The sequence below is a fragment of the Mesorhizobium sp. W016 genome, from assembly GCF_054719485.1.
Window position 1 is genome coordinate 991,193 of record NZ_JBTTIF010000002.1, and the last position, 17,888, is coordinate 1,009,080.

19 protein-coding genes, 1 tRNA gene and 2 pseudogenes are annotated in these 17,888 nt (G+C 63.5%); 7 read left to right on the forward strand and 15 right to left on the reverse strand.

The window, feature by feature from the left end:
* Position 1 precedes the first annotated feature (1 nt).
* Positions 2 to 136, reverse strand: a complete 135-nt coding sequence (rpmH, locus tag ACYG9V_RS05305) for a 50S ribosomal protein L34 (protein WP_008833937.1) — start codon at positions 134 to 136, stop codon at positions 2 to 4.
* 367 nt (positions 137 to 503) lie between these two features.
* Between rpmH and ACYG9V_RS05310 the strand changes: the two genes are divergently transcribed.
* The 3 genes and pseudogenes from ACYG9V_RS05310 to ACYG9V_RS05320 all read left to right on the forward strand — a co-directional run.
* Positions 504 to 2,036 (forward strand): ATP-binding protein, encoded by a 1,533-nt coding sequence (locus ACYG9V_RS05310; protein ID WP_460221919.1) that lies wholly within the window; start codon positions 504 to 506, stop codon positions 2,034 to 2,036.
* Positions 2,037 to 2,231: 195 nt separating this feature from the next.
* Positions 2,232 to 2,308, forward strand: a tRNA-Arg gene (locus ACYG9V_RS05315).
* A 32-nt stretch (positions 2,309 to 2,340) separates the two neighbouring features.
* A pseudogene (locus ACYG9V_RS05320) lies at positions 2,341 to 2,505 on the forward strand (LysR family transcriptional regulator); the annotation flags it as partial.
* A gap of 100 nt (positions 2,506 to 2,605) precedes the next feature.
* On the opposite strand, the gene ACYG9V_RS05325 reads toward ACYG9V_RS05320, so the two are convergent.
* On the reverse strand, positions 2,606 to 3,148 hold the full coding sequence (locus ACYG9V_RS05325) for an autotransporter (RefSeq protein WP_352764768.1): 543 nt from the start codon (positions 3,146 to 3,148) through the stop codon (positions 2,606 to 2,608).
* A 134-nt stretch (positions 3,149 to 3,282) separates the two neighbouring features.
* Between ACYG9V_RS05325 and ACYG9V_RS05330 the strand changes: the two genes are divergently transcribed.
* The gene (locus ACYG9V_RS05330) at positions 3,283 to 4,011 is read left to right on the forward strand and encodes a GntR family transcriptional regulator (protein ID WP_023834592.1); all 729 of its coding nucleotides are present in this window, start codon (positions 3,283 to 3,285) and stop codon (positions 4,009 to 4,011) included.
* Between the two features lie 30 nt (positions 4,012 to 4,041).
* On the opposite strand, the gene ACYG9V_RS05335 is transcribed toward ACYG9V_RS05330, so the two are convergent.
* Together ACYG9V_RS05335 and ACYG9V_RS05340 are read right to left on the reverse strand one after the other, a co-directional pair.
* On the reverse strand, positions 4,042 to 4,932 hold the full coding sequence (locus ACYG9V_RS05335) for a sigma-70 family RNA polymerase sigma factor (protein ID WP_352518989.1): 891 nt from the start codon (positions 4,930 to 4,932) through the stop codon (positions 4,042 to 4,044).
* Between the two features lie 32 nt (positions 4,933 to 4,964).
* The gene (locus tag ACYG9V_RS05340) at positions 4,965 to 5,273 is read right to left on the reverse strand and encodes a hypothetical protein (RefSeq protein ID WP_023739767.1); all 309 of its coding nucleotides are present in this window, start codon (positions 5,271 to 5,273) and stop codon (positions 4,965 to 4,967) included.
* Positions 5,274 to 5,420: 147 nt separating this feature from the next.
* On the opposite strand from ACYG9V_RS05340, the gene ACYG9V_RS05345 reads away from it, so the two are divergent.
* Positions 5,421 to 5,786, forward strand: coding sequence for a VOC family protein (locus tag ACYG9V_RS05345; protein ID WP_352759395.1), 366 nt, complete (start codon positions 5,421 to 5,423; stop codon positions 5,784 to 5,786).
* Between the two features lie 53 nt (positions 5,787 to 5,839).
* Positions 5,840 to 6,691 carry an alpha/beta fold hydrolase gene (locus ACYG9V_RS05350; RefSeq protein ID WP_352764772.1) on the forward strand — a complete coding sequence of 284 codons (852 nt, stop codon included), beginning with the start codon at positions 5,840 to 5,842 and terminating at the stop codon, positions 6,689 to 6,691.
* Positions 6,692 to 6,776: 85 nt separating this feature from the next.
* Here ACYG9V_RS05350 and ACYG9V_RS05355 read toward each other — a convergent pair whose 3' ends face one another.
* The 4 genes and pseudogenes from ACYG9V_RS05355 to ACYG9V_RS05370 all read right to left on the reverse strand — a co-directional run bounded on the left by ACYG9V_RS05355 (position 6,777) and on the right by ACYG9V_RS05370 (position 10,104).
* Positions 6,777 to 7,763, reverse strand: coding sequence for a Gfo/Idh/MocA family protein (locus ACYG9V_RS05355; RefSeq protein WP_023819907.1), 987 nt, complete (start codon positions 7,761 to 7,763; stop codon positions 6,777 to 6,779).
* 78 nt (positions 7,764 to 7,841) lie between these two features.
* Positions 7,842 to 8,417, reverse strand: a complete 576-nt coding sequence (locus tag ACYG9V_RS05360; protein WP_352764775.1) for a YceI family protein — start codon at positions 8,415 to 8,417, stop codon at positions 7,842 to 7,844.
* Between the two features lie 68 nt (positions 8,418 to 8,485).
* Complete coding sequence (locus tag ACYG9V_RS05365) at positions 8,486 to 9,064, reverse strand: cytochrome b (protein ID WP_352764777.1); 579 nt, start codon at positions 9,062 to 9,064, stop codon at positions 8,486 to 8,488.
* Positions 9,065 to 9,214: 150 nt separating this feature from the next.
* Positions 9,215 to 10,104 (reverse strand): annotated as a pseudogene (locus ACYG9V_RS05370) (LysR family transcriptional regulator).
* Between the two features lie 96 nt (positions 10,105 to 10,200).
* Here ACYG9V_RS05370 and ACYG9V_RS05375 point away from each other — a divergent pair.
* Positions 10,201 to 11,196: an aldo/keto reductase gene (locus ACYG9V_RS05375; RefSeq protein WP_023744907.1), complete on the forward strand. Its 996-nt coding sequence runs from the start codon at positions 10,201 to 10,203 to the stop codon at positions 11,194 to 11,196.
* 148 nt (positions 11,197 to 11,344) lie between these two features.
* On the opposite strand, the gene ACYG9V_RS05380 is transcribed toward ACYG9V_RS05375, so the two are convergent.
* The 7 genes from ACYG9V_RS05380 to ACYG9V_RS05410 all read right to left on the reverse strand — a co-directional run bounded on the left by ACYG9V_RS05380 (position 11,345) and on the right by ACYG9V_RS05410 (position 17,779).
* Positions 11,345 to 11,947 (reverse strand): nucleotidyltransferase family protein, encoded by a 603-nt coding sequence (locus tag ACYG9V_RS05380; protein ID WP_023681385.1) that lies wholly within the window; start codon positions 11,945 to 11,947, stop codon positions 11,345 to 11,347.
* A gap of 162 nt (positions 11,948 to 12,109) precedes the next feature.
* A complete protein-coding gene (gene pheT / locus ACYG9V_RS05385) occupies positions 12,110 to 14,518 on the reverse strand; it encodes a phenylalanine--tRNA ligase subunit beta (RefSeq protein WP_023681386.1) in 2,409 nt (802 codons plus the stop codon).
* Positions 14,519 to 14,520: 2 nt separating this feature from the next.
* Positions 14,521 to 14,967: a GFA family protein gene (locus ACYG9V_RS05390; RefSeq protein ID WP_023681387.1), complete on the reverse strand. Its 447-nt coding sequence runs from the start codon at positions 14,965 to 14,967 to the stop codon at positions 14,521 to 14,523.
* Entirely contained in the window at positions 14,964 to 16,016 is a 1,053-nt protein-coding gene (pheS, locus tag ACYG9V_RS05395; protein WP_032891898.1) for a phenylalanine--tRNA ligase subunit alpha, read from the reverse strand. Before pheS ends, ACYG9V_RS05390 begins: the two co-directional genes overlap by 4 nt.
* 296 nt (positions 16,017 to 16,312) lie before the next feature.
* On the reverse strand, positions 16,313 to 16,714 hold the full coding sequence (gene rplT, locus ACYG9V_RS05400) for a 50S ribosomal protein L20 (RefSeq protein ID WP_023672281.1): 402 nt from the start codon (positions 16,712 to 16,714) through the stop codon (positions 16,313 to 16,315).
* Positions 16,715 to 16,753: 39 nt separating this feature from the next.
* A complete protein-coding gene (gene rpmI / locus ACYG9V_RS05405) occupies positions 16,754 to 16,957 on the reverse strand; it encodes a 50S ribosomal protein L35 (RefSeq protein WP_006201248.1) in 204 nt (67 codons plus the stop codon).
* Between the two features lie 183 nt (positions 16,958 to 17,140).
* Complete coding sequence (locus ACYG9V_RS05410; protein ID WP_352765609.1) at positions 17,141 to 17,779, reverse strand: methyltransferase family protein; 639 nt, start codon at positions 17,777 to 17,779, stop codon at positions 17,141 to 17,143.
* Positions 17,780 to 17,888 lie beyond the last annotated feature (109 nt).

Consider the following 17,888-nt stretch of genomic DNA (forward strand, 5'->3'; position numbering starts at 1 on the left):
TTCAGGCGCTGAGCCGCTTGCGGCCGCGGTTGCGGCGAGCTGCGACGACGCCGCGACCACCCTTGGTGGCCATGCGAGCACGGAAACCGTGCCGGCGTTTGCGGACGAGTTTGGACGGTTGGTAGGTACGCTTCATTTGTTTTAATACCGCGGGGTGCGGCCCTTCTTGATTCTGTCACTGTGTAACAGGAGCTTTGCCGGGCCGGCATTGGCGCGATCGAAACCGCGCCGGGACGAATGGCCCGAGCGTGAGCGGCTTATAGAAAGAAGGGTTTTGGGAGTCAATCCAGCGCGAACTATGAGTTCGTCGCAGCGCGAACGCCAGTTCGTCGCAGTGCGAACTGCCAGTTCGTCACGACGCGACACCCCGTTCGTCGCGGCGCGAACACCCAGTTCGAGGCTATCTTTATTGCTGGCACCATCGTCCAACGAAGGATGAAATTGGCAAAAAAGCCGCAATCGCCTAATCTCAACCGATCAAGCGTTTGTGAAGACAGGCCTTAATGAGCGAAGTTGCATCAGCGGATGAAGGGAGCGGCCCGGCGACAGCCGATGCCAGCCCGGCGACCGTTCGCCCGGTTGCGAGCCGTTCGGTGCCCAATCGTTCAGTGCCCTTGGCGCGCGGCCTGTCGACCAAGCTGCTCTTGCTCACCATTGTCTTCGTGCTCCTGGCCGAAGTCCTCATTTTCCTGCCCTGGATCGCCAGCTACCGCCTGGCCTGGCTGAAGGAGCGGCTAAGCACCGCTGCCGCGGTGTCGATCGTGCTGGTGCAGGGCGAGCCCAATTCGCTCTCCCGCGCCGCCCAGAACGACGTGCTGATGGCAATCGGCGCCAAGGCGATCGCGGTGCGCGACGGCGGCGTATCGCGCCTGCTGGTGGTGGCCGAGATGCCGCCGCAGGTCGACGAGCATATCGACATCGCCAATGTCGGCATGATCAAGGGCATGACCGGGGCGCTGGATACGCTGTTCTTCGGCGGCAAGCGCATGCTGCGGGTGTTCGGCCCCGTCGGCGACAGCGACAAGGAATTCGAGCTGATCATGCCCGACTATTCCCTGCGCAACGCCATGCTGCGCTATTCGCGCAACGTCGCCTTCGTCTCGCTGCTGATCTCGCTGTTCACCGCAATGCTGGTCTATGCCGCGATCGACCTGATCATGATCGGCCCGATCCGCACCATGACGCGCTCGATGCTGTCCTTTTCCGAGGCGCCCGACGATCCAGGGCGCATCATCCACCCGGCCGCCCGTGCCGACGAGATCGGCGTTGCCGAGCGCGAACTGTCGCAGATGCAGGAACGGCTGCAAAAGATGCTGTCGGAGCAGAAGCACCTTGCCGACCTTGGCCTCGCCGTCTCCAAGATCAACCACGACATGCGCAACATCCTGGCCTCGGCGCAGCTGATGTCGGACCGCTTGCGCCTGGTCAAGGACCCGACGGTGCAGGCCTTCGCGCCAAAGCTGTTGCGCGCGCTCGACCGAGCCGTCTCCTATTCCGAAGGCGTGCTCCACTATGGTCGCACGCAGGAGCCGGCGCCCTCACGCCGCCGCTTGCGGCTGCGCCAGCTGGTCGACGACGTCCACGGCCTGCTCGACATCGAAGATGGCATCGAGTTCGTCAATGCCGTCGAGCTCGCTTTCGAGGTCGATGCCGATTCCGACCAGCTGTTTCGCGTGCTCACCAATCTGTGCCGCAATGCGGTGCAGGCGATGGCGGCCGACGCCGAGAGCGCGCTGGTGCGCCGGCTCGCCGTATCGGCCGAGCGCATAGGCAGCGTAAGCCGCATCATTGTCACCGACACCGGTCCCGGCCTGCCGGCGAAAGCGCGAGAAAACCTGTTCGCGGCGTTTCGCGGCTCGGCCCGCAGCGGCGGCACCGGCCTTGGCCTGGCCATCGCGCACGAACTGATCCGCGCCCATGGCGGCACGGTGGAGCTGGTCGAATTGATCGGCGGACGCACCACCTTCGCCGTCACCATCCCCGACCAGCCGGTCCGCCTCGACCAGGCCCGCAGCGGCCTGCGCCGCCCGGCCTGAGCTGTATTTGATATTCAGCCGAAGCCGGACTGAGCTGAATCTCAGCACACCTTGATCGGCACCGTCGAAAGCAGCTGCGACAAAACTTTTGCCGGATTGGCTTGCTTTTCGGAAATTCAGTCGCTAGGGAACACGTCTTGTCGCGGCCGGTCGTCAGGATCGGTTAGCGGGGCTATGTAAAGCATGGCCTGTTGCGCGCCCGTAGCTCAGCTGGATAGAGCACCAGACTACGAATCTGGGGGTCAGGAGTTCGAATCTCTTCGGGCGCGCCATTTCTGCCGAATCTGCGATTTCCTGCGATCCGCTAGCCGGTCTTGGGCTCGCATATGAAGAGCAGGTCGCGGAACACGTTGCCGAGCACCGCCTCATCCGAGTGCTGGAGAACTGGACGCCGCCTATTCCGGGCTTCTTCATTTATTACCCCAGTCGTCAGCCTGACTGCGCTATAAACGCGCTGCGATGTTCTTGAAACGGGAGAGTACGCGGCGACCGTTATCTGGGCGCAGCGACGCTGAATGCTCATTCACGCCGCCGCGCAGCACGCTCACTTTTCTTCCGCCTTTCCCGGATCAGGGCCCAATAGGCCTCGCTCCAGCCAGATACCGCTCATTGTCGAACGGCTCGGCGTGGGTGCTGTCCGGGCTCCACATGTGGCGGTGGGTCTCCGTCAGATTGCCGAGATAGACATGCAGTGCGCCCGAGCGGGCGCTGCCGGTGTTGGCCACCGCATGCACGGTATCAGGGGTCATGTGCACCACCGCGGGCGCCGCGATGTCGTGGCGTTCCGGCGCATCGATCTCGCTGCCGTTGACGGGATAGATGAAGTTCGTCTCGCTGCCCTTGTAGATGCCGATCAGCGCATCCATCAGATGGTTGTGCGGCGGGTACTGCAGGCCGGGCGACAGCGTGATGTGGTAGATGGTCAAGTCAGGGCTGGCATGCAGCAGCACCTCATCGTCGTCTTCCTCATGCGCGAGCACGCCTGATGCATGGAAGCGATCGGTGTGTTCGCGCAGCACCGCCTTGACCCGTTCGAAGGCATGAGCACCTTTGGCTGCGTTGACGATATCGGCGGTTACGGCGTAAAGAGGCGAGTTGGCGGCAAGAGGCATTTGTCGCCATCTCCATTGGGAAGCTCAACCAATACAACTGAGATGCTCAGGCTAGCGAATGCCGGCAGACCCGTCAACCGGATGGTCGAAACGGGCAAGCAGACTACGCGGGCAGACCAAACGGGCAGGCAGATATGGCTCTTCCGAAATCAGTGTCACCGTCCGCCGTCAAGGCGCCGTCGACCGCCGACATATTGCGCAGCGAGGAAGCTTATGAGCAGCTGAAGAGCGACATCGTCGCCTGCGTCCTGCAACCCGGCGAAAGCCTGACCGAAAAGCAGATCGGCGACCGCTACCAGATCAGGAAGGCGACGATCCGCTCGGCTTTGGCCCGCCTGACGCAGGAAGGGCTGATCAAGAGCGAGCCGCGCCGCGGCTATGTCATCGCACCGCTTAGCCTGCGCGACGTCAACGAGATCTTCGACGTCCGCAGCCTGATCGAACCGGAAGTGTTCCGGGTGGCCGCGGCAAACCTCACCGAACGCGGGCTCGACGACATCAGGCTGGCGGCGCAGAAGGTGCTGAAGCCGGAGACGCTGCGCAGCCATGTCGCCTTTCTGGCGGCCGACCGCGCCTTTCGCCTGGCCCTGGCCGAACTCTCCGGCAATCTGCGGCTGGTTCGCCTGCTCGACCAAACGCTCGACCAGTCGGAGCGTGTCCTCCATCTCGGCTTCAAATCGCGCGACTTCACGCAAGCGATCATCGGCCAGCAGAAGGAGTTGGTGCTTGCCTGCGAGCTGGCCGAGGTCTCGGCCATCGCAAAGCTTGCCCGCTCGCAGTGCCTGTCGCTCAAGAAGCAGGTGCTCGAGACCTTGCTCGCCGGCTCCAAGCTGCAGGACGCCAATTTGCAAAGCTTCGCCTGAGGCGCGAAGCCTGCGCTCTCTGGCCGATGCTTACCCGTCGATGAAGCGGATGTCCGCATCGGCAAGGCAATAGGGCGCGTAGCGGAAATCGCGGATATGGCTGACCTTTCCATCCTGCCAGTCGACCAGCATGAAGCCGCGCACGGCGTCATCTCCCGCTTGCGGGTTGCGGATCAGGATGGCCGGCCTGCCGTCGACGAAGCCGAGCGACAGCGCCCAATCCTGGACACGGTCGTAATTGCCGAAATAGTTGGAAACCTGCGCTTTGCCGCGCATGCGGGTGCGGTTGACGACTTCAAGCTGGATATCCTCGGCGATCAACGCGCGCACGGCGTCGAAGTCGCGCGCGTTGAACAGGTCGACATAGCGGCGCAGGCGCCGCTCGTCGTTGATGTCAAGTTTTGGGGCAGGCGCTTGCTCCTCCTGTGAGGCCAGCAGGCGCAGCTGCGACCGCCCGCGATGCAGCGCCGCCTTGGTCGCGGCCAGTGTCGCGCCGGACACTTCGCAGGTTTCGTGCAGGCTGAGGCCAAGCACGTCGACAAGGATCACGGCGCTGCGCTGCACTGTTGCCAGCTGCATGAAGCTTCGCAGGCTGGCGGCGGTGGCGAGCCTCGCATCGGCGCTTGCGGAGGGGTCTTCGATCGTCGTCATGTCGGTCTCGCTCATGCGCGCCTGCTCCCGCTGGCGCCGGCGCAGATGATCCTGCGCGGCATTGTGGGCTATGCGGAACAGCCATTGCTCCGGACGCTCGACGGCGGCGTCGCCGTCGATGGCCTGCAGTGCCTTGATCAGTGTCTCCTGGACGATGTCCTCGCCATCGATCACCGAGCCGGCCATGCGGGCGCAGTAGCGGTGCAGCTTCGGTCGCAAGGAGCCGAGCATCGCCTCCAGGGCCACGCGGTCGAGTTTTGCTGTGTTCATCCTGTCCGTTCCCAAGATGCCGGTCTTTGCATTCAAGCCGGCACGACCTCGCCGGCCAGCATACGATAATTGCCGACGATCTTTGCCGGCGATCTGGCAAGCGGCGTCGAGCGGCGCCCGGCATGATCGGCGCTGAAGGCCTTGAAGGCTGCGAGCCCGGTCAGGCCGTCGCCATCCTGGCTGACAAGATGGATGAACTCGCCATTCTCCAGTTCCAGGACGAGGTAGCGCACGGATTGCGGTTTCGTGTCGTCGAGCGCCTCGAACACCTGTGCAACCAGCATACGGTTCTCGGCGATGCTTTCGTCCCTCACGCCGTAGCGGATGAGATTGTAGCCCATTGTCGTCTCCTGTTTTTCAACTCTGCACAGAGAAGACGTTTCGCGGCCTCGAAAAGATTCGTCGCCCGGCGAATCTTTTCGATCGTCCGGATCGTCTTTCCCGTCGACGGCTGCGCGGCAGCCGTCCAGGAGCAGGAGAGACCCATCATGCACATCCAGTTTGCCGAATTGCCGGTGTTCGACCAGGACCGCGCCAAGGCCTTCTACACCGGACATCTTGCTTGCCAGGTGGCGGCGGACCAGCTGATGGGCGACAGCGGCTGGCGCTGGATCGAGCTGACATTTCCCGGCGCCGTCACCAATTTGCATTTCGTCAAACGCCCCGATGACACGCCGGGCACTGAGCCCGTGCTGGTGCTCGTTGATGGCGATGTCGAGGCAACGGTCGCGGGCCTGAAGGCGCGCGGCGTCGAAATCATCACCGAGCCGCAGGAAGCGCCTTGGCAGCCGGGCCGCACGGTCGCCGAATTCCGCGACAGCGAGGGCAACCGCATGGTTGTCGCCAGCAAATGATCGGACCCGGCGCAAAGCCGAACTTTGACATGAGAACAACAGGAGAGATGGACATGACCCCCCAAACGTCGACGCTGAAAGTACCGGGCGCCAGCCTCTATTATTATGAGATGCGCGGTTCCGGCCCCGTACTGTTGATAATCCCCGGCGGACCGCAGGACGCCGGCGTCTTCGCCGATGTCGCGGGCCACCTCGCCGACCGCTACACGGTGGTCGCCTATGATCCGCGCGGCAATTCGCGCAGCACCTTCGACGGAGAGCCGCAAGAGCAGGACCTCGATGTCCATGGCGACGATGCCGCGCGATTGATCGAGGCGCTTGGCGCCGGACCGGCCTATGTGTTCGGCACCAGCGGCGGCGCCCAGATCGGGCTCAACCTCGCCGCCCGCCATCCCGGCCGGGTTCGTGCACTGGTGGCGCATGAGCCGCCCAGCATGATGCTGCTCGACGACCCGTCGCCGTCACTGGCCGGCATGCGCGACCTGCACGACACCTATCGCAGCCAGGGTGTCGAGGCGGCGATGCAGAAATTCTTCAGCGAGAACAGCCTGTCGGAAGGGCCGGGTCAGGATGAAGCCGGGCCGCAGGACGGACCGCCTTCGTTCGAACCGTCGCCCGAGGAGGCCGAGACCTTTGCCAGGGTCAGCGGCAATTTCGAATACTGGCTGGCGCATGGTGTCATGCCGCTGTCGCTCTACCGTCCTGATATCGAGGCGCTGCGCGGCCGCCCGGTCGTGGTCGGCATCGGCGAAGAGTCCATCGGCCAGCCGATCGACGGCATGGGCAAGGCGCTGGCCGACAGGCTCGGCAGCAAGCGCGCCGCCTTCCCCGGCGACCATATGGGCTTTGCGCCCTATCCCGATCGCTTCGCCGAGACCTTGCACCTGACGCTCAGAGGCGCGTGAGATCGTCAGTCCAATAGGAAAGGAGCGTCCGCATGCACAATGCGGACGCCCTTCTCCCATGAAATTACCGGCTAAGATTGGTGTATCAGACGGCCTCCCAGCCTTCCTTGGCACCGGCGCGGAAGATGGCGTCGATGACCTTCTGGTTGAGTACGGACTCCTCCAGCGTGAAGATACGCTCCTTGCCGCCCTGTGCCGCCCTGGCAAACGTCTCGACCTCGCGCCGGTACTGTTGCGTGCCGGGAAAGCGGAACACCTGCGCCTCGGTGTGGTTCTGGTTGTGCAATTCGATGCGGTGATGGTCGTAGAGCCCGGCATTGAACGGCGAGAACACCTCGATGAAACCCTTCTCGCCGTGGAACACCATCACCTGCCGCGCCGCCATCTGCGTCGACAGATAGAAGGACAGTTCGAAATCGCCGAAATCGGCGCGGATCGAGGAATAGATGTCGGTGCCGAATTTCTTGTCGCGCTCGATCGTCGCCTGCACGCGCAGCGGCTCCTTGCCGCTCGAAAACCGCGTCGACACCGTCGGATAGACGCCGATATCAGGCAGCGCGCCGCCGCCGAGATCGAGCTGGTTGCGCATGTTGGTGGGATCGACATTGTAATAGGAGAAGGCGCCCTGCACATGGCGCAGCCGGCCGATGGCGCCATCGGCGATGAGATCGCGCACCTTGATCCATTGCGGGTGGTAGATGACCATGAAGGCCTCGCAGACCAGCACCTTCTTGCTGTCGCGCAGCTTGATCAGCGGCGCGATGTCCTTGGCGTCGAGCGCCAGCGGCTTCTCCACCAGCACATGTTTTCCCGCTTCGATGGCCTTGGCCGTCCATTCGACATGCTGCGAGGTCGGCAGCGGGATGTAGACGCCGTCGACGTCTTTCGAAGCGAGCAGCTCCTCATACGAACCAAAGGCATGCCTGGCGCCGAACCGCTCGCCCAGGGCCTCGGCCTTCGACAGGTCGCGGCTGGCGATCGCGGACAAAACGCCATTCTCGGCCTCGACGATTGCCGGCAACAATTGCTCGCGGCCGATCTTGGCCGTCGACAAAACACCCCATCGGAACATCAGGCTTCTCCTATCGATTTACAGGCGAGGAGGTTTGCCCGAAATTGCGGGAAAAGCCAATGCGGATCGCTGGTCCTGCTAGCCTCGCTTGCCCGTCAGCGTCATGTCGAAATCGACAATATTCGAATAGATCGGCGTGCCGACATCCATGCCGTAGCGGGAGCGCAGCACCTTGCCGGTGACGTGGAACGTAATGACGCCACCCTTCAGCCCGCCGAGCTCGGCAGTGAACTTTTCCGCAAACGTCTTGCCGCGCGCCGTCAGCCGGCCGCTGACCAGCGCCGTGGTGTCGCTGGTGCGGGTGACGCTGGTCGAGCGGAACTGGATTTCGGGGCTGTTGGCGACGTCGAACACCGCATCGGAGCGCAGGAAGGCATCGATGCGGCCCTGGCCGGTGCCGACGCTTTCGGGATAGATGGTGAAGTTGACCGCGGAACGGCCGACATTGCTGTTGTCGATGCGGATGGAGCCCTTGAAGCGGCCAAAGGCGCCGTCGAGGCCGCCGCCACCGACCTTGCCGATGGAGAAGCGAATGCTGGAGCTGGCCGGGTTGACCGTGTAGCTGCCGGCAGCGTCGCCGAGGTCCACAGCGGCGGAGACAGGCATGGCAAGGCAAGCGGCAACAGCCGCCAATCCGAAGATGCGCGCATACATGGGTTTTGTCCTTCTGGGGCAGGCGAAGTGTTGCGCCCTCACTCCAATGAACGAATGCGCGGCGCGCGCTATTCCATGTCCTGATCTGACGAAGGCGTGATCATGCGCGTGAGCACGCCGTCGCGCAGCCAGAAATGATGCCGCAGCGCCGCCAGCGCATGCAGCGCAACCAAGGCAATGCCGGCATAGGCGAGATACCAGTGTGCTACCGCCCAGAAGTTTTCCGCCGCATCGGACACGCCGAGCGGCAGGTTCGGCATCACGAAAAGGTTGAACGGCATGCTGGGTATCTCCAGCATCGACACCGAAACCAGTGCCCAGCCGGACAGCGGCACCGCGAGCTGGAAGCCATAAAGTGCCAGATGCGCCAGCGGCGCCGTCCGACGCTCCAGGCCTCCGACCGAGGCCGGCAAGGCCGGGGCCGCATTGCCGAGCCGCCAGGCAATGCGCAGGATGAGGAGGCCGAGCAGCAGGAAGCCGAAGGATTTGTGCAGCTGGATCAGCTCGAAGGCGGTGCGCTGGCTGGTCAACCGCCCCATGATGAAGCCGAGCATGAACTGGCCGATGAACAGGATGCCGATCAGCCAGTGGAGGACGATCGCCGCCCAGCCGTAGCGGGTTGAGTTGTTGGTGATGAATGGCGGCATGGTTGGTGAACGAATGGCAGCTGGGCTTTCTTCCACCCTCCCCCTTGTGGGGAGGGTCGGCGCGAAGCGACGGGGTGGGGGGTAGCGCCCTACGAAGACCCCCACCCCGATCCGCTACGCGGATCGACCCTCCCCACAAGGGGGAGGTGGCTAAGCACCGACCTTGAAGAAATCCACAAACGCCCGCAGCGCCGGGCGCATCTGGCGGCGGCTGGGGTAGTAGGCGAAGAAACCGTCGAAGGGCGGACACCAGTCTTCCAGCACGCGGATCAAGCGGCCGTCGGCGAGCGGTGCGCGCACATAATCGTCGAAGACGAAGGCGAGCCCTGCGCCGTCGACCGCCGCCTGGGCGATCAGATGGTCTTCGTCGAGGATCAGCGGCCCTTGCGCCGCGATCTCGATCTCTTCGTCATCCTTCTCGAATTCCCAGCGGTAAAGAATGCCGCTGGAAAAACGGAAGCGGATGCAGCGGTGGTCGGCAAGATCGCGCGGATGGCGGGGTCTTGGCATGGTCGCGAAATAGGTTGGCGCGCCGACCACGGCGCCGCGAAGGTCCGGTCCGATGCGCACCGCGATCATGTCGCGCTGCAGGCTCTCACCGAGCCGCACGCCGGCATCGAAGCCGCCTTCGACGACGTCGGTGAAGCGATCCTCGATGACGATTTCCAGCACGATGTCAGGATAGGCCGCGGCAAAGCCGCCGAGCCTGGGCTCAATGCCAGGTGGGCCGCGGTGCGCGGCACGGTCAGCCGCAGGTTCCCGGCCGGCCGGTCGCGCGCCTCGATCGCCGTTTCCAGCGCCAGATCGATCTCGGACAGCGCCGGCCGCAGCCGTTCGAGCAGCTGCGCGCCCTCCTCCGTTGGTGCCACGCTGCGGGTGCTGCGCGCCAAAAGCCGCACGCCGAGCCGCGCCTCCAGGCTGGACACGGCATGGCTCACTGCCGAGGGCGCGATGGCCAGTTCGCGCGCCGCGCCGCGAAAACTACCGCATTGGGCGACTGTTGCCAGTACAGCGAGTTGAGAAAGATGCGCTCGGTTCATTGCTCTATTTTATAGAACAGCCCGTGCGAATGACAGCCAATTATCGAACGTAAAGCTATGCGCTATCTCTGTTTCATCGCAACAAGGAGATGCGCCATGAAAACCCGCAAACTTGGTACTGAACTCGAAGTCTTCCCCGTCGGCCTCGGCTGCATGGGCATGAGCTTCGCATATGGCGGTCAGGCCGAGGTTGACGCAATCGCCACGCTGCGCCGCGCTGTCGAGATCGGCGTGACGTTTTTCGACACCGCCGAAGTCTATGGTCCCTTTGAGAACGAGATCCTTCTCGGCAAGGCGTTGAAGCCGGTGCGCGACAGGGTGACGATCGCCACCAAATTCGGCTTCAAGATTTCCGAGGAAGGCTCAGGCCTCGAACGCATGGTCGGCGTCGATAGCCGCCCGGAGCACGTCAAGGCGGTGGCCGAAGCCTCGCTGAAGCGGCTCGATACCGATGTTATCGACCTCTACTACCAGCACCGCGTCGATCCCGACGTGCCGATAGAGGACACGGTCGGTGCCATGGCCGAGCTGGTGCGCGATGGCAAGGTGCGGGCGCTGGGCCTGTCGGAGGTCAGTGCCGCCACCATCCGCCGGGCGCACGCCGTGCATCCGATCGCTGCCGTGCAGAGTGAGTACTCGCTTTGGAGCCGCGACCCCGAAGACGAAGTGTTCGATGTCTGCCGCGAACTCGGCATCGGCTTCGTCCCCTACAGCCCGCTCGGTCGCGGCCTGCTCACCGGCACCATCGCCAAGCCCGAGGCCCTCAGCGACGACGACTGGCGCCGCACCTTGCCGCGTTTCCAGGCCGACGCCATGGCGGCAAACGCCAAGGTCATTGCGACGCTGGAAAAGCTGGCGGTGGAAAAAGGCGTCACCTCGGCCCAGCTGGCGCTGGCCTGGGTGCTGCACCAGGGCGACTTCATCGTGCCGATCCCCGGCGCAAGAAAGATACGCCATCTCGAGCAGAACACGGCGGCGGTCGGGATCGAGCTGAGCGCGGCTGAGGTCGCGGCGATCGGCGATGCGCTGTCGCCGGACAAGGTGGTTGGCAAGCGCTATACGGAGGAGCTGTTGGCGCTGGTGAATGGGTGAGTGCCTTTACCCTCCCCCTTGTGGGGAGGGTCGATCCGCGAAGCGGATCGGGGTGGGGGTCCTCGTGAGGCGCACCCCCACCCCGTCTCTCTGTCTCCGCCTCGCTGCGACAGCGAGCCGACCCTCCCCACAACGGGGAGGGTAAGTCTCACCACGGCACCACCGTAATCTCCGGCCAGCACGCCTTCGCCCTCGCCCCCTTGGCCTCATGCGTGCGCCTGTTATCCATCAGCCGGTTGGGCGTGATGCGAAACGCGAAGAGGTCATCCAGCCCGAACGGCGCCACGATCTCAAGCTGCTCGTCGGCATCGTATCGCACCCCGACCGCATGCGTCTTCGAGGCGAAATAGCTCACCGACTCGCTGGAGCTCGTATAGCGCGGGCAGGGCTGGCCGAATTTCTGCGGATACCACAGATGCACCCGTGCCTGGTTGCGCACCTCGGCCGGCAGAGCCAGCCCCTCGAAATGCTGCGCCGCCCGGCGGATGACCGCGTCCTCGGCCTCGTAGGACAGGTCGCTGTCATCGAAGTAGAAGAGATCGACATCCTTGATGCCGTAGCCCGGCGGCTTGCCGGTCAGATGGTTCCAGATGCTGTTGTAGAGCGCGCCGGACACCACCAGCCAGTCCGGCAACGCCAGCGTGCGGGCCCGCTCCAGCGCGTCGCTGACGAGCGCATCCGCCAACACCATTGCGAGAAACGCTTCGCGCTGGGCTTCGAACGGCAGACCGGAATAGCGCAGATGGTCCATCGCCCTTTGGAGAGCGATTCGCAACTGCCGGCAATCCTCAGAAGCAATTCCAGGAAAAAGTGTGTAGCGGTTTTCCTGGGAAAGCGCGCCGCGCTTTCCCTAAGACGCGCTTTCCCTAAGAATTGCGTGAAGGCGAAATATGTAGGGCGGGCGTTAGCCGCTCTACGTTCTCAGCATGCCGCCCGTTTGCTTGCCGACATTGTCGACGATGCGCTTGGCCAGCGCCTCGAAATCCTCGTCGGTGAGCGTCTTTTCAACCGGCTGGATAGACACTTCGATGGCAATCGACTTCTTGGCGGCCCCGAGAGATGCCCCCTCGAACACGTCGAACACCGAAACGCCGGTGACCAGCTTCTTGTCGGCAGCGAGCGCCGCGCGCACCAGCGTACCGGCCTCGACCGCCTTGTCGACGACGAAAGCAAAGTCGCGCTTCACCGCATGGAAGGCGGACAGCTCGAGCTTCGGCTTGGTTTTCGTCGGCTTGGCCTTCGGTTCCGGCACGGCGTCGATATAGACCTCGAAACCGCAGATCGGTCCGGAAACGTCCAACCCCTCCAGCGTCTTGGGGTGGAATTCGCCGAACGTGCCGAGCACGGTCTTCGGGCCGAGCTTGATCGTGCCGGAGCGGCCGGGATGGTACCAGGCCGGACCGCCTGGCTCGATCTGCAGCCTGTCGACCGGGGCGCCGCAGGCTTCCAGCGCTGCAATCGCGTCGGCCTTGGCGTCGAATACGCCGACCGGACCGGAATTGCCGGCCCAACTGCGGCCGGAGCCGTCGAGCTTGGCGGTGCCGCGGCGCACACCGGCCGCAACGCGCCGCTGCTGGTCGGGGCCGTCGCCCTCATAGGTACCGGAGACCTCGAACAGCGCGACATCGCCGATGCCCTTGTCGGCATTGCGCTGCGCGGCGACGATCAGGCCGGGCAACAGCGAGGGCCGCATATCGGACATGTCGGCTGCAATCGGATTGGCGAGCTTCAGCGCCGTCTGGCCGCCGCCGAACAGTTCGGCGTGTTTGGCCGGGATGAACGACCAGGTGAGAACCTCCAGCATGCCCCGCACGGCGAGCGAGCGCTTAGCAATGCGGGTGCGCACCTGCAGCGTCGTCAGGATCTTGGAATTGACCGCTTCATGAGCGCCGAGCGGCTGCGGCGCGATGTTGTCGACGCCGTGAATGCGCATGACTTCCTCGACCAGGTCGGCTTTGCCATCGACATCGGGCCGCCAGGACGGCACCGCCACATCGACGATGTCGTCCGAGCCCTGCGGCTCGAAGCCGAGGCGCGAAAGGATGTCGAGGCTTTCCGCCTTTGGCACTTCGGTGCCGGTCAGCCGCTTTACTTCCGAGATCGGGAAGGAAACGATCTTAGGCTTGTAGCCGGCATAGCCAACGACCTCGGTTTCCGTCGGCTCGCCGCCGCAGAACTCCAGCACAAGCTTTGTCGCCAGCTCGACGCCGGGCACCATGAATTCTGGGTCGACGCCACGCTCGAAACGGTAACGGGCATCGGTGATGATGCCGAGCGTACGGCCAGTGCGGGCCGTGGTGATCGGATCCCAAAGAGCGGATTCGATCAGCACGTCCGTGGTGTTCTCGTCGCAGCCGGAATGCTCGCCGCCCATGACACCGGCGATCGATTCGACGCCATTGTCGTCGGCGATCACGCACATCTGCGGCGTCAGCGTGTATTCGCGCCCGTCAAGCGCCAGCACCTTCTCGTCGTCGCGTGCGCGGCGCACGACGAGATTGCCGGCGACCTTCTTGGCATCGAACACATGCAGCGGCCGGCCACGGTCGAAGGTGACGTAGTTGGTGATGTCGACCAGCGCGCTGATCGGGCGCAAGCCGATGGCGATCAGCCTTTGCTGCAGCCATTTCGGCGACGGCCCGTTCTTCACGCCTTTCACCAGGCGCAGCGCGAAACCGGGGCAGAGCTCCGGCGCCTCGATGGTCACCTTGACCGGCGTTTCACCTTTGCCAGGGACCGCTTCGACCGGCGCGGTCTTGAGCCGGCCAAGCCCGCTTGCCGCCAGGTCCCGGGCGACGCCGTAAATGCTGGTCGCATCCGGCCGGTTCGGCGTCAGATTGATCTCGATCACCGGATCGTCGAGATGCGCGTAAGCCGCGAAGCTGGTGCCGACAGGCGCATCGGCCGGCAGGTCGATAATGCCATTGTGCTCATCCGACAGCTCCAGCTCGCGCTCGGAACACATCATGCCATGGCTCTCGACGCCGCGGATCTTGCCGACGGTCAGCGTCACGTCGATACCGGGCACATAGGCGCCGGGCGCGGCGAAGGCGCCGATCAGGCCGGCGCGGGCATTCGGCGCACCGCACACCACCTGGACAGGGGCTGCGCCATTGCCGGTGTCGACGGTCAGCACCCGCAGCCGGTCGGCGTCGGGATGCTGCACCGCCGTCAGCACCTTGGCGATGACGAACGGCTTCAGGCCGGCCTTGTCGTCGACATGCTCGACTTCGAGGCCGATCGAGGTCAGCCTCTCGACGATCTCGTCGAGCGTGGCGTCGGTGTCGAGATGATCCTTGAGCCAGGAAAGGGTGAGTTTCATCACTATGTTCCGTTTTGTCTGTACCCGCCCGGACCTTGTCCATCGGGTCTGGGCACGCTTGTCTTCAAATGGCGCGGCAAGTCGTCGGGCATATGCACGAAGGGCAGCTGCTCGCGCACATAGGCATGGTGCGTCGGCCGGAAATAAGCCGGCATGTCCATGGCGCCCAGCATGAAATAGATGTGGTCTTCCAGCCGCTCGTCGACATAGGCGATAGGCGAGCCGCAAATGCCGCAGAACGAGCGTGTAACCGGGCCGTTCTCGTACATCTTCAGTGCCTTGCCGGTGAAAGCCACCTGCTCGGTAAGGAAGCCGACAAAGGCCGACACCGGCGCGCCGCTGGCGCGCCGGCAATCGCCGCAATGGCAATAGCTGACATGGTGCGGTTCGACCGAGGCCTCGAACCGTACCGCGCCGCAGCGGCAGCCACCGGCGTGCGGCGCCGTCATGCGGAAAGACCTCCGAACAGCGTCGGCATGTCGAGCGGCCGGAAACCGTAATGCGACAGCCAGCGGACATCGGCGTCGAAGAAGGCGCGCAGGTCCGGCATGCCGTATTTCAGCATGGCGATGCGGTCGATTCCCATGCCCCAGGCAAAGCCCTGATATTCGTCGGGATCGAGCCCGCCGGCGCGCAGCACATTGGGGTGGACCATGCCGCAGCCGAGGATCTCCATCCAGTCGGAGCCTTCGCCGAAGCGCACTTCGCCGGGCCGCGAGCGGTCGCATTGGATGTCGACCTCGAGGCTTGGCTCGGTGAACGGGAAGAACGACGGCCGGAAGCGCATCTTGACCTGCGGCACCTCGAAGAAAGCCTTGCAGAATTCTTCCAGCACCCACTTCATGTTGGCGACATTGGCCGATTTGTCGATCACCAGCCCCTCGACCTGATGGAACATCGGCGAGTGGGTAGCGTCGGAATCCTGCCGGTAGGTCTTGCCGGGAATGACGATGCGGATCGGCGGCTTCTGCTTCTCCATGGTGCGGATCTGTACCGGCGAGGTGTGCGTGCGCAACAGCTTGCGCTCGCCCTTTTCGTCCGGCTGGAAAAAGAAGGTATCGTGCATCTCGCGCGCCGGATGCCCTTCGGGGAAATTCAGCGCGGTGAAATTGTAATAGTCGCTCTCGACATCGGGACCTTCTGCGATGGCAAAGCCGAGATCGCCGAAGATCGCCGCGATCTCGTCGATGACCTGGCTGATCGGATGGATGCGGCCGCGCTCGGCCGGCGATTGCCGCACCGGCAGCGTCACGTCGACCGTCTCGGCGGCAAGGCGCGCCGTGACCGCCACATCCTTCAGCTCGGCCTTGCGCGTCGTCAGCGCTTCGGTGACGCGGTTCTTCAGGCCGTTGATCGCGGGGCCCTTGACCTGGCGCTCCTCGGCGCTCATCGCGCCCAGTGTCTTCAGCAATTCCGAGATCGACCCCTTTTTGCCGAGAGCCGCGACGCGCACGGCTTCGATAGCAGCCTCATCGGCGGCCGACGCGACGTCGGCCATCAGGGAGTTTTCGAGAGTATCCAAGCCGGTAGCTATGTCGTTCACGGTCAAACTCGCTGTGTTGGGAGTCAACTTTGAGGTGAAAGTCACTTTCAAGTTGAAAGTTCAGCCATAAGAAAAACCCGCGCCAGCCGTGCCAGCGCGGGTTCCCCAATCAGAATTGCGAATGCTGGGAAGCGCTGGGCTCGGAGGCCGATCCCGAAAAGTTGCAGACTTTTCGGAAAGATCGCGCTCCTCGCTAAATTTCCCTGAGCATGATGTTGTCCAAAAAGTCAGCAACTTTTTGGCATCATGCTCTAGGCGACAGCGCTTTCAAAAGCATTCGGGGTGGTGTTCTTCAGATATTCGAGCGCGACCTTGGCCTTGGCCACGAGTGCGGCGAACGCCTGCGGTTCATGGATGGCCATGTCGGACAGGATCTTGCGATCGATCTCGATACCGGACTTGTTGAGGCCGTCGATGAAGCGGCCATAGGTCAGGCCATGCTCGTGCGTCGCGGCGTTGATGCGCTGGATCCACAGCGCGCGGAACGAGCGCTTGCGGTTCTTGCGGTCGCGATACGCATACTGCATCGACTTTTCGACCGCCTGCTTGGCGATGCGAATGGTGTTCTTGCGGCGGCCGTAGAAGCCTTTCGCGGCTTTCAGGACCTTCTTGTGCTTGGCGTGCGAGGTGACGCCTCTTTTTACGCGTGCCATGTCATGATCTCCTTAAACGCTGTTCCTGAAACCGAATGCTCAGAGGCCGTTCGGCAGAAAATTCTTGATGACCTTCTTGCCATCCGGTTCAGCCAGAACCATCGTGCCGCGGGCATTTCGAATGAACTTGTTGGAACGCTTGATCATGCCGTGACGCTTGCCGGCCGCAGCCGACAGGACTTTACCCGTACCTGTGATCTTGAACCGCTTCTTGGCGGCCGATTTGGTCTTCATCTTGGGCATTTTGCTACTCCGTATTGGTGGCGCACAATCGCGCTTCTTGTTCGCTTCGGGCGGACCAAAGCCCGAAAAGCAAATGAAACCGCCACGGCATGCCCTGCCGGGCGGTTTTCTTGGAACGGCGGTCCTATACGTCAAAGCGGGCTGGCGCGCAACACCCGAGCGGCTGCGACGCTCTCTCCGCGATCAGGGCAGCCTAAACAGCACCGGCAGAATGCCCGATTGCTGGGCGCCATCGATGGTCTCGAACACCGGCAACGCCACCAGAAACACCAGCCCGTCGAGCAAGGTGGTCAGCAAGAGGCGCGGCTTGAAGCTGCCGGTGTCGCCTTCCTGGTAGAGCGACAGCTGGGGGAAGAAACGCGGCACCCGCGCCAGATAGGCTGTATAGGGCGCGCCGAGAACCTCCTTGAGATACCGTTCCTCGCGCAGGATGACGATGTGGAAGGCGCCGGCGCACAAAAGCGCAAACAGGACGATGCCGGAGAACGAGCCGATCTGCGCCCCGACGCCGGCGGCGGCAACGGTCGAGAACACGTAGAGCGGATTGCGGGTGATCGAATAGGGGCCGCCGGTGACCACTTCGGAGGATTTGCGCCCGCCGATATAGAGTGTCGACCACAAGCGGCCGACGACGCCAAGGAAGATCAGCAGCACGCCGACCATCTCGATCGTTTCATGCACCGGGGTATCGGGCGGGAAGGTCGACTGGCCGAACAGCAGTGCCGCAAACAGCACCACCACCAGCACCGCAAGCACCATGCGGCGCATGTGCTGGTAGCCGCTCAGCTCCTTGATGGGCGCAGGGTTGATTTCATTGGCCATGTCGGGAATCCGATCGTCGAGAAGCTTTGCCGGCGATCGCGGCGTCTGGACAGGAGAATTGGCGTCCCGCCGATCGCCGGGACGCCATGAGACAGGATTCAGGCGGATT

Coding starts and splice junctions, on each gene's coding strand:
- rpmH (WP_008833937.1), bottom strand. CDS start 136: ATGAAGCGTACCTACCAACCGTCCAAACTCGTCCGCAAACGCCGGCAC.
- ACYG9V_RS05310 (WP_460221919.1), top strand. CDS start 504: ATGAGCGAAGTTGCATCAGCGGATGAAGGGAGCGGCCCGGCGACAGCC.
- ACYG9V_RS05325 (WP_352764768.1), bottom strand. CDS start 3,148: ATGCCTCTTGCCGCCAACTCGCCTCTTTACGCCGTAACCGCCGATATC.
- ACYG9V_RS05330 (WP_023834592.1), top strand. CDS start 3,283: ATGGCTCTTCCGAAATCAGTGTCACCGTCCGCCGTCAAGGCGCCGTCG.
- ACYG9V_RS05335 (WP_352518989.1), bottom strand. CDS start 4,932: ATGAACACAGCAAAACTCGACCGCGTGGCCCTGGAGGCGATGCTCGGC.
- ACYG9V_RS05340 (WP_023739767.1), bottom strand. CDS start 5,273: ATGGGCTACAATCTCATCCGCTACGGCGTGAGGGACGAAAGCATCGCC.
- ACYG9V_RS05345 (WP_352759395.1), top strand. CDS start 5,421: ATGCACATCCAGTTTGCCGAATTGCCGGTGTTCGACCAGGACCGCGCC.
- ACYG9V_RS05350 (WP_352764772.1), top strand. CDS start 5,840: ATGACCCCCCAAACGTCGACGCTGAAAGTACCGGGCGCCAGCCTCTAT.
- ACYG9V_RS05355 (WP_023819907.1), bottom strand. CDS start 7,763: ATGTTCCGATGGGGTGTTTTGTCGACGGCCAAGATCGGCCGCGAGCAA.
- ACYG9V_RS05360 (WP_352764775.1), bottom strand. CDS start 8,417: ATGTATGCGCGCATCTTCGGATTGGCGGCTGTTGCCGCTTGCCTTGCC.
- ACYG9V_RS05365 (WP_352764777.1), bottom strand. CDS start 9,064: ATGCCGCCATTCATCACCAACAACTCAACCCGCTACGGCTGGGCGGCG.
- ACYG9V_RS05375 (WP_023744907.1), top strand. CDS start 10,201: ATGAAAACCCGCAAACTTGGTACTGAACTCGAAGTCTTCCCCGTCGGC.
- ACYG9V_RS05380 (WP_023681385.1), bottom strand. CDS start 11,947: ATGGACCATCTGCGCTATTCCGGTCTGCCGTTCGAAGCCCAGCGCGAA.
- pheT (WP_023681386.1), bottom strand. CDS start 14,518: ATGAAACTCACCCTTTCCTGGCTCAAGGATCATCTCGACACCGACGCC.
- ACYG9V_RS05390 (WP_023681387.1), bottom strand. CDS start 14,967: ATGACGGCGCCGCACGCCGGTGGCTGCCGCTGCGGCGCGGTACGGTTC.
- pheS (WP_032891898.1), bottom strand. CDS start 16,016: ATGGCCGACGTCGCGTCGGCCGCCGATGAGGCTGCTATCGAAGCCGTG.
- rplT (WP_023672281.1), bottom strand. CDS start 16,714: ATGGCACGCGTAAAAAGAGGCGTCACCTCGCACGCCAAGCACAAGAAG.
- rpmI (WP_006201248.1), bottom strand. CDS start 16,957: ATGCCCAAGATGAAGACCAAATCGGCCGCCAAGAAGCGGTTCAAGATC.
- ACYG9V_RS05410 (WP_352765609.1), bottom strand. CDS start 17,779: ATGGCCAATGAAATCAACCCTGCGCCCATCAAGGAGCTGAGCGGCTAC.